The sequence below is a fragment of the Methylobacterium gregans genome (assembly GCF_022179245.1).
Taxonomy (GTDB): domain Bacteria; phylum Pseudomonadota; class Alphaproteobacteria; order Rhizobiales; family Beijerinckiaceae; genus Methylobacterium; species Methylobacterium gregans.
Map to the genome: position 1 here is coordinate 1 of NZ_BPQM01000192.1, position 7,044 is coordinate 7,044.

General features: G+C 73.2%; 5 protein-coding genes. 3 read left to right on the forward strand and 2 right to left on the reverse strand.

The features are described 5' to 3' along the window. Positions 1-149: 149 nt before the first annotated feature. From MFF54_RS27205 to gluQRS, 3 genes are all read left to right on the forward strand, one after another. The gene (locus tag MFF54_RS27205) at positions 150-2,177 is read left to right on the forward strand and encodes an ATP-binding protein (protein WP_238307310.1); all 2,028 of its coding nucleotides are present in this window, start codon (positions 150-152) and stop codon (positions 2,175-2,177) included. An 87-nt stretch (positions 2,178-2,264) separates the two neighbouring features. Continuing rightward, positions 2,265-2,561 (forward strand): hypothetical protein, encoded by a 297-nt coding sequence (locus tag MFF54_RS27210; protein ID WP_238307311.1) that lies wholly within the window; start codon positions 2,265-2,267, stop codon positions 2,559-2,561. After that, complete coding sequence (gene gluQRS, locus MFF54_RS27215) at positions 2,558-3,427, forward strand: tRNA glutamyl-Q(34) synthetase GluQRS (protein ID WP_238307312.1); 870 nt, start codon at positions 2,558-2,560, stop codon at positions 3,425-3,427. The genes MFF54_RS27210 and gluQRS overlap by 4 nt, the downstream gene beginning before the upstream one ends. Here the strand turns inward: gluQRS and MFF54_RS27220 are convergent. Further along, positions 3,373-4,512, reverse strand: a complete 1,140-nt coding sequence (locus MFF54_RS27220; protein ID WP_238307313.1) for a PAS domain-containing protein — start codon at positions 4,510-4,512, stop codon at positions 3,373-3,375. The two genes, gluQRS and MFF54_RS27220, sit on opposite strands and share 55 nt — an antisense overlap. Positions 4,513-4,748: 236 nt before the next feature. Beyond that, positions 4,749-6,779, reverse strand: coding sequence for a M23 family metallopeptidase (locus MFF54_RS27225; RefSeq protein ID WP_238307314.1), 2,031 nt, complete (start codon positions 6,777-6,779; stop codon positions 4,749-4,751). Between the last annotated feature and the right edge of the window lie 265 nt (positions 6,780-7,044).

Genomic DNA, 7,044 nt, shown 5'->3' on the forward strand with positions numbered 1-7,044 from the left:
GATCGGCGAAACCGGCCCGCGCTTCACGGGCCGGTTTCGCCGATCGCCGCAAGCCCCGGTTAAGCGCCTTCGCTGACGGAGCCTTCAGGGATCCGGCGGCACGCTGCGGGTTCCCGCGGGTTCGCGCGGGGGTCGCCCGGGTTGCCCGCATGCAAGATCTCGTCCTCGCCGGTCTGCTCGTCCTGGCCGGCCTCGCGGGCGGCGCACTGATCGGAGCCGCCCTGAGCCGCCGACCGCGGGCCGAGACGCCGACCGCCGAGGAGCTGCACGCGCGGATCCGGCGCATCGCCGAGAGCGAGGAGCGCTACCGCGCGCTGGTGGCCGCGACCACCGACGTCATCGTCCAGCGCGACGCGCGCGGCCGCATCACCTTCGCGAGCGAGGGCTACGCGCGGCTGCTCGGCCGCGACCCGCTCGACCTCGTCGGTGCGACCGCGGAGCCCGAGGTGATCGAGCAAGGGCCGGTCGGCACCGACGCGGACGGCGTGCGCCGCTTCGAGCGGCAAATCCGGGACGCGGCGGGTCGGGCGCGCTGGTTCGCCCTCGTGGAGATGCCGGTCGGGGGCCGGGCAGGGGAGGGGGCCTCGCAGGTACTCTGCGCCGGAACCGACATCACCGGTCGGGTCGAGGCGGTGCGCTCGCTCGACGGCGCGCTCGCCCGGGCGGAGGCGGCCAACGTCGCCAAGTCGCGCTTCCTCGCCACCGTCAGCCACGAGTTCCGCACGCCGCTCAACGGCATCCTGGGCATGACCGACCTCGTCCTGGGCACCGGGCTCGACGCGGAGCAGCGCACCTATGTCGAGGCGGTGCGCACCAGCGGCAAGGCGCTGCTCGGGCTCATCGACGGCATCCTCGACTTCTCCCGCATCGAGGCGGGCCGGCTCGATCTCGCCGAGGAGCCCTTCGGGCTCGCCCCGCTCGCCGAGGGCGTGGTGGAGCTGCTGGCGCCGCGCGCGCAGGACAAGGGCCTCGAGATCGCCCTCGACATCGCCGAGGACGTGCCGGCGACGGTCCGGGGCGACGCGGACCGGGTGCGCCAGATCCTCATCAACCTCGCGGGCAACGCCGTGAAGTTCACGGCTTCCGGCGGCGTCGGTCTGTCCGTGAGCCGGACGCCGGAAGGGATCTGCCTCGCGGTCTCCGATACCGGGCCGGGCATCCCGCCGGACAGGCTGCCACATCTCTTCGAGGAGTTCGAGCAGGGCGACGACAGCGCGAGCCGCCGTCACGAGGGGACCGGCCTGGGGCTCGCCATCAGCCGCCGGCTCGCGGCCCGGATGGGCGGCCGGGTCGAGGCGGTCTCGGCGCCCGGCCGCGGTTCGACCTTTCGGGCCCTGCTGCCGCTCGCTGCCGTGTCGGAGGGCCCGGCCTCCGGCACGGCGGCCGAGCCCGCGCTGGCCGGCCGGCAGGTCTTGATCGTGGCCGATTCGCCGTTCCAGGCGCCCTATCTGGCCCGCATGCTGGAGCGGGCGGGGGCGTTCGCCGTGCAGGCCGGGAGCCTGGAGGCCGGGCTCGCCGCGCTGTCGGGGGCCGAAGCGCCCTTCGACGCGCTCGTCGCCGACCGGGCGCTCGGTGACGCGGCCGTGCGCCGCCTCGCGGATGCGGCGCGGCTGCACGGCGTGCGCTGCCGCCTGATCCTGCTCTCGCCCTTCGACCGGCGTGCCTTCGGGGCGCCGGCGGCCTCGGGCTTCGACAGTTACCTGATCAAGCCCGTGCGCGCCCGCTCGCTCCGCGACCGCCTGCTCGCCCCGAGCCCGGCGGAGACGGCGCCCGCGCCGGCCTGTCCTGCCACGGCCCGGGCAGCGTGCGCCCGCCGGGTCCTGCTCGCCGAGGACAACCCGATCAACGCGCTGCTCGCCACGCGCGCGCTCGAACGGCTCGGCGCCGAGGTGGTGCACGCCGCCGACGGGCTGGAGGCGCTCGCCCGGCTCGACGACGCCGGCCCGTTCGATCTCGCGCTCATCGACGTGCGCATGCCCAACCTCGACGGTCACGAGACCGCCCGGCGCATTCGGGTCGCGGAGGCGGCGTCCGGGACGCGGCTGCACCTTGTTGCACTCACGGCCAACGCCGGCCGGGAGGACGAGCGGGCGGCGCGTGCGGCGGGGTTCGACGGCTTCTTGGCCAAGCCCCTGAACCTCAAGGCGCTGCCGGCGCTCCTGGAGCGAGCGGCGTGAGAGCGAGGCCGGGCGAGGAGCGGCGCCCCACCACCGCGCGTTGCCCGGCGCGTTGACAGGAGCGCGACGCCCGGCGAACAGGACCGCATGGCACAGACCACCCCACAGACCATGCGGCCGGCCGGGCGACCGGACTCTGGACGGGACTACGGTACGCTCGCGGCCTGGGGCATCGTCGGGCTCACCGCGGCGACGGTGCTGCTGGGTGCCCTCCTGCCGGCCGCCCGGCCGCACCAGCCCCTCGCGCCCGCCGACGACCGGGCCTGCCTGGAATGGAGCGACGGCTGCCAGGTCTGCCAGCGCCTCGCCGACGGGCCGGCCTGCTCGCTGCCAGGCATCGCCTGCACGCCCGGCGCGCTGCGCTGCCTGCGCCGCGACGGGTGAGCGCGCCGGCTCATCTCCGCTTCGCGCCGAGTCCGAACGGGCGCCTGCACCGCGGGCACGCCTACTCGGCGCTGCTCAACGCCGAGATCGCCCGGCGTCTCGGCGGCCACCTCTCGCTCAGAATCGAGGATATCGATCCGGTGCGCTCGCGGCCGGAGCTGGTCGCGGCGATCGTCGAGGATCTCGCCTGGCTCGGCGTCGTCTGGTCCGGCCCGGTCCGCCGGCAATCCGAGCACATGGCGGACTACGCCGCGGCGCGCGACGGGCTCGCCGCGGCCGGCCTCCTCTACCCGTGCTTCTGTTCCCGCGGGGAGATCCGCGAGCGGGTGGCGGCCGGCACCGAACCCCCGCGCGATCCCGACGGCATCCCGCTCTATCCGGGCACCTGCCGCGGCCTCGATCCGGCTGCGGCGCTGGTACGCATCGCCGCGGGCGCCCCGCATACCTGGCGCCTCGACATGGGCCGGGCGCTCATCCGTGCCCCCGGCCCCCACGGCTACGCGGCCTTCGCGCCGGACGGCACGGAGCGATGGGCCGCCGCCGACCCGGCCCGCTGGGGCGACGCGGTGATCGCCCGGCGCGACGTGCCGACGAGCTACCATCTCGCGGTCGTGCACGACGACGCGGCGCAGGGCATCACCCACGTGGTCCGTGGCCAGGATCTCGAGGCGGCGACCGACCTGCACGTCCTGCTGCAGCGCCTGCTCGGGCTACCGAGCCCCAGCTATCACCACCACGGTCTGATCCGCGACGCGGAGGGCGAGAAACTCGCCAAGTCGCGCGGCTCAACCGCGCTCGCCGACCTGCGGGCTCAGGGCGTTGCGGTCGCCGGGCTGCGCGCCGAGTTCGGCTTCTCCACGGCCTGACCGACAGCGGGGGCAGGGTCAGGGGGCGCCGCCTGGACGGCGGCCTCGTCCGGCCGGCGCGGCGGCATCGTCAGGGTCGCGCGGGTGCCGTGGGGAGCGATCGGGGCCCAGTCCAGCCCGGCGCGGAGCTGGCGCGCCAGCATCCGCACGATGGTCGTGCCGAAAGTGGCGCCGTCCGGCACCGTCGTCGGCATGCCCGGCCCGTCGTCCACGACCTCGACGATCCCGCGAGCGCCGGCCCGATCATCGGCCGAGCCGACGCGCACCGTGAGCCGGCCCGGCCGATCCGGGAAGGCGTGCTTCAGCGCGTTGGTGACGAGTTCGTTGACGATCAGGGCGAGCGGCGCGGCCGCCTCGGCGGGGACGCGCATCGGCGCGAGATCGAGCGTCACCGCGACGTCCGACCGCCCGGCCGCGCCGAGCAGGTCCGTCACGATGTCCTGCACGACGTCGGTGAGCGCGACCTGGGCGACGTCGTCGGACTGGTGCAGCCGCCGGTGCAGAGTCGCCAGCGTCTCGATCCGCCGGAGCGCCGCCGCGAGCGTCTCGCGCGCGGGCCCCTCGGGGACGGCCAGCATCTGCGTCGCCACGAGTGCGGCGATCATCTGCAGCGTGTTCTTCACCCGGTGGTCGGCCTCGTGCAGCAGCGTGGTCCGGGCCTGAAGGTCGTGCAGGCGCTCCGTGACGTCCATCTGAGTGGCGACGAAGTACTGCACCCGGCCGGCGCCGCAGACGATCGGGCTGATCGAGAGGGCGTTCCAGAACGGGGTGCCGTCCTTGCGGTAGTTCAGGATGTCGAGGCCGATGTCGCGGCCCGCGCTGAGCGCGTGCCTGATGCGGGCGGCCGCCCCCGGATCGGTGTCGGCGCCCTGCAGGAAGCGGCAGTTGCGTCCCTCGACCTCGCTCCGCACGTACCCGGTGAGGCGCAGGAAGGCGTCGTTGGCGAAGACGATCGGGTTGTCCGAGCGGTGCGGGTCGGTGATCGTCATAGGCAGGCGCGCGGCCTGCATGGCCGCCGCGAAGGGAAGAGCCGTGCCCTCGGAATTCGGCTGCCCTCGGTCGGGCAGGGTGTCTGGCCGCGTCATGCGGTCTTCCAGTGCTGCGATACGCCAGCGCCGCGGAACCGCGCGCCGGAAAGGATCATTCCCGTGGCACAAGCCCTGTCAATTAGCTGTGCTGGCTATACCCGGGGTGAACTGCCGAAGAATACAGGGTTTGTTCAACAGCGCTGCAATTTTCAGGCGAGACTGTCCGAGTTGCACAGCCTTCGGCTGCTGCGAGCGGCCCGGGCCTGCCTCGCGCGCCGCGCCTTGCCCGGCTTCTAGCGCACGGCGGTCTCGCGCTGGGCGAGCGCGGTTGCGGTCTTGCCCTTCAGCATCTCGGCCTCGATCTGGTCACGCTGGCGCTTGAACTCGGCGAGCAGGCGCCCGTCGAGCTCGCGCCCGCGCGGCACGCGGATCTTCATCGGATCGACGAAGTGGCCGTTGATGATCACCTCGTAGTGCAGGTGCGCGCCCGTCGAGAGCCCGGTGGAACCGACATAGCCGATCACCTGCCCCTGGCGCACCCGTGTCCCCGCGCTGATGCCGCGGCCGAACCGGGACATGTGATTGTAGGTGGTGACGTAGCCGTTGAGATGCTGAATCTCGACGCGCCGTCCGTAGCCCGAATCCCACTCGGCCTTGATCACCGTGCCGTTGCCGGCCGCCACGATCGGCGTGCCGATCGGGTTCGACCAGTCGACGCCGGTATGGAGCTTGGCGTAGCCGAGCACCGGGTGGCGCCGATAGCCGAAGCCGGAGCGCATGATGCCGTCCGCGATCGGCTTGCGGATCAGGAACTTCTTCAGCGAGCGGCCCTGCTCGTCGAGGTAGTCGATCGCGCCGTCGTCCGGCGACTGGAAGCGGTAGATCTTGCGGGTCTCGCCGCCGAGATTGAGCGCGGCGTAGAGGAGGTCCGGCCGCTCCGCGCTCTGCCCCGCATCCTCGTCGTAGGTGTAGAACACGTCGAGGCTGTCGCCGCCGCCGATCCGGCGCTGGAAGTCGAGGTCGTAGCTGAAGACCCGGACGATGTCCTCGACGGTGGCGCGCGGCAGCTCGTGGCGGGCGGCGGTCTCGTAGAGGCTCTGGTAGAGCCGGGGCCCGGTGCCGTCGTCCTCCTCGTCCTCGCTTGCTTCCGCCTGGGCCTGGGGCTTGCGCGAGGGCGAGTCCTCCGGCGGCGGCGCGACTGAGACGAAGGCGGCCCGGTCGTTGATCGCGGCGATCCCCTCGATGCCGTTCTCGCCGTAGAGCACGACGCGCGTCACCTGCCTCGGATCGGTCGGGCGGGCGCCCGGAGCGATCTGGACCCGCAGGCGCTGCCCCTCCGTGAGGGCGCCGACGCGGGTCCGGCCCCCGAGCGCTGTGACGACGGCGCGGATCTGCTCGTCGCTGGCGAAGCCCGTGGCGCGCAGGGCCGCCTCCAGCGTCTCGCCGCGGGCGAGGGCGAGGTCGCGCTCCTCAACGAGCGGCATCTCGCCCGTACGCAACTCCGTCTTGGCAAGCTTCGTCACGTTCTCGGGCACGACCAGTACCTCGATCGCCCGGAACGGGTTGCCCTCGCGGCCGGTCGCGCCCGGCTCCGCGGCCGGGGCGCTCGGCTGCAGGGTGCGCGAGAGCAGGATCTGAGGGGCGATCGGGATCGCGGCACGGCGGCCCGCCTCCGCGACGACGCGGCGCTCCTCCTCCACCTGCGCGGTGACGGCGTCGTCCCCGAGGGCCGGCGCGTTCGGATCGACCGCCGCGTCTGCAAGGCTGCGCTTGACCACCGTGACCTCCGCACCGGGCGCGTCGGCAGCACTCGTCTCGCTCGCTCGCTCGGCCGGTTCGTCGGACACGAACTTGGTCGGGTCGAAGGGCGGAATGTCGCTGGCGTACAGACCCACGCTCTGCGAGAGCCCCGCGGTGAGGCGGACGAATGGCTTGGCCTTGATGATCTCCCGATCGCCGAGCTTCACGGTCACGGGGGCGCGGTAGCTCTGCTTGGCCGAGGCGATCATCACGCTGCGGACCAGCCGGTCTCCCTTGCGTGCGGTGTTGGTCCCGCCCTCGCTCGCCTGAGGCCGCTGGCTCACCGTGGCGATCTCGGGGATCGCCGCGAAGGAGGCCTCGCCCTGCAGCGAGACGTGCAGCGCCGCGAAGATCAGGCCTGCCCCGGACAGTCCGGTCAGCGCGCTGGCGCAGAGCCACCGGAGGTTCACGGCGCGCCGGTCGATGCGCGAGGCTTCCGGCCCGAGGAGGTCGAGCGGAGGGTCGAAGCCCTGTCCAGGCGCTGCCGCGCCGGTCACACCGATCTTCACGCGGTCACGCGTCACGCGAACGATCCCCTGTATGAGCCGAGAAGAACGCCAAGCAGCCACCGCGGGCGCCTCGCGAAGGACATGGCGTCGGCTGGTATCCAGACCATGTCGAGTGCCAGCGTGTCGAGATTGAGGCTCCACCCTGCGCCAACCCTCGGCCGAGGATGGATGCGCTTCCTGCCGCGGGGCTGCGCGCAAGGATCTGTCATCGACCGGTCGCGGATTTTTCGCGTGTTTGTCGTCTGGGGTGTTGACGGGGGGGCTGGGGCTGCGTAGATAC

What these genes read in the sequence shown, in the direction of transcription:
- MFF54_RS27205 (WP_238307310.1), top strand. Translation starts at nt 150, where the DNA reads ATGCAAGATCTCGTCCTCGCCGGTCTGCTCGTCCTGGCCGGCCTCGCG.
- MFF54_RS27210 (WP_238307311.1), top strand. Translation starts at nt 2,265, where the DNA reads ATGGCACAGACCACCCCACAGACCATGCGGCCGGCCGGGCGACCGGAC.
- MFF54_RS27220 (WP_238307313.1), bottom strand. Translation starts at nt 4,512, where the DNA reads ATGACGCGGCCAGACACCCTGCCCGACCGAGGGCAGCCGAATTCCGAG.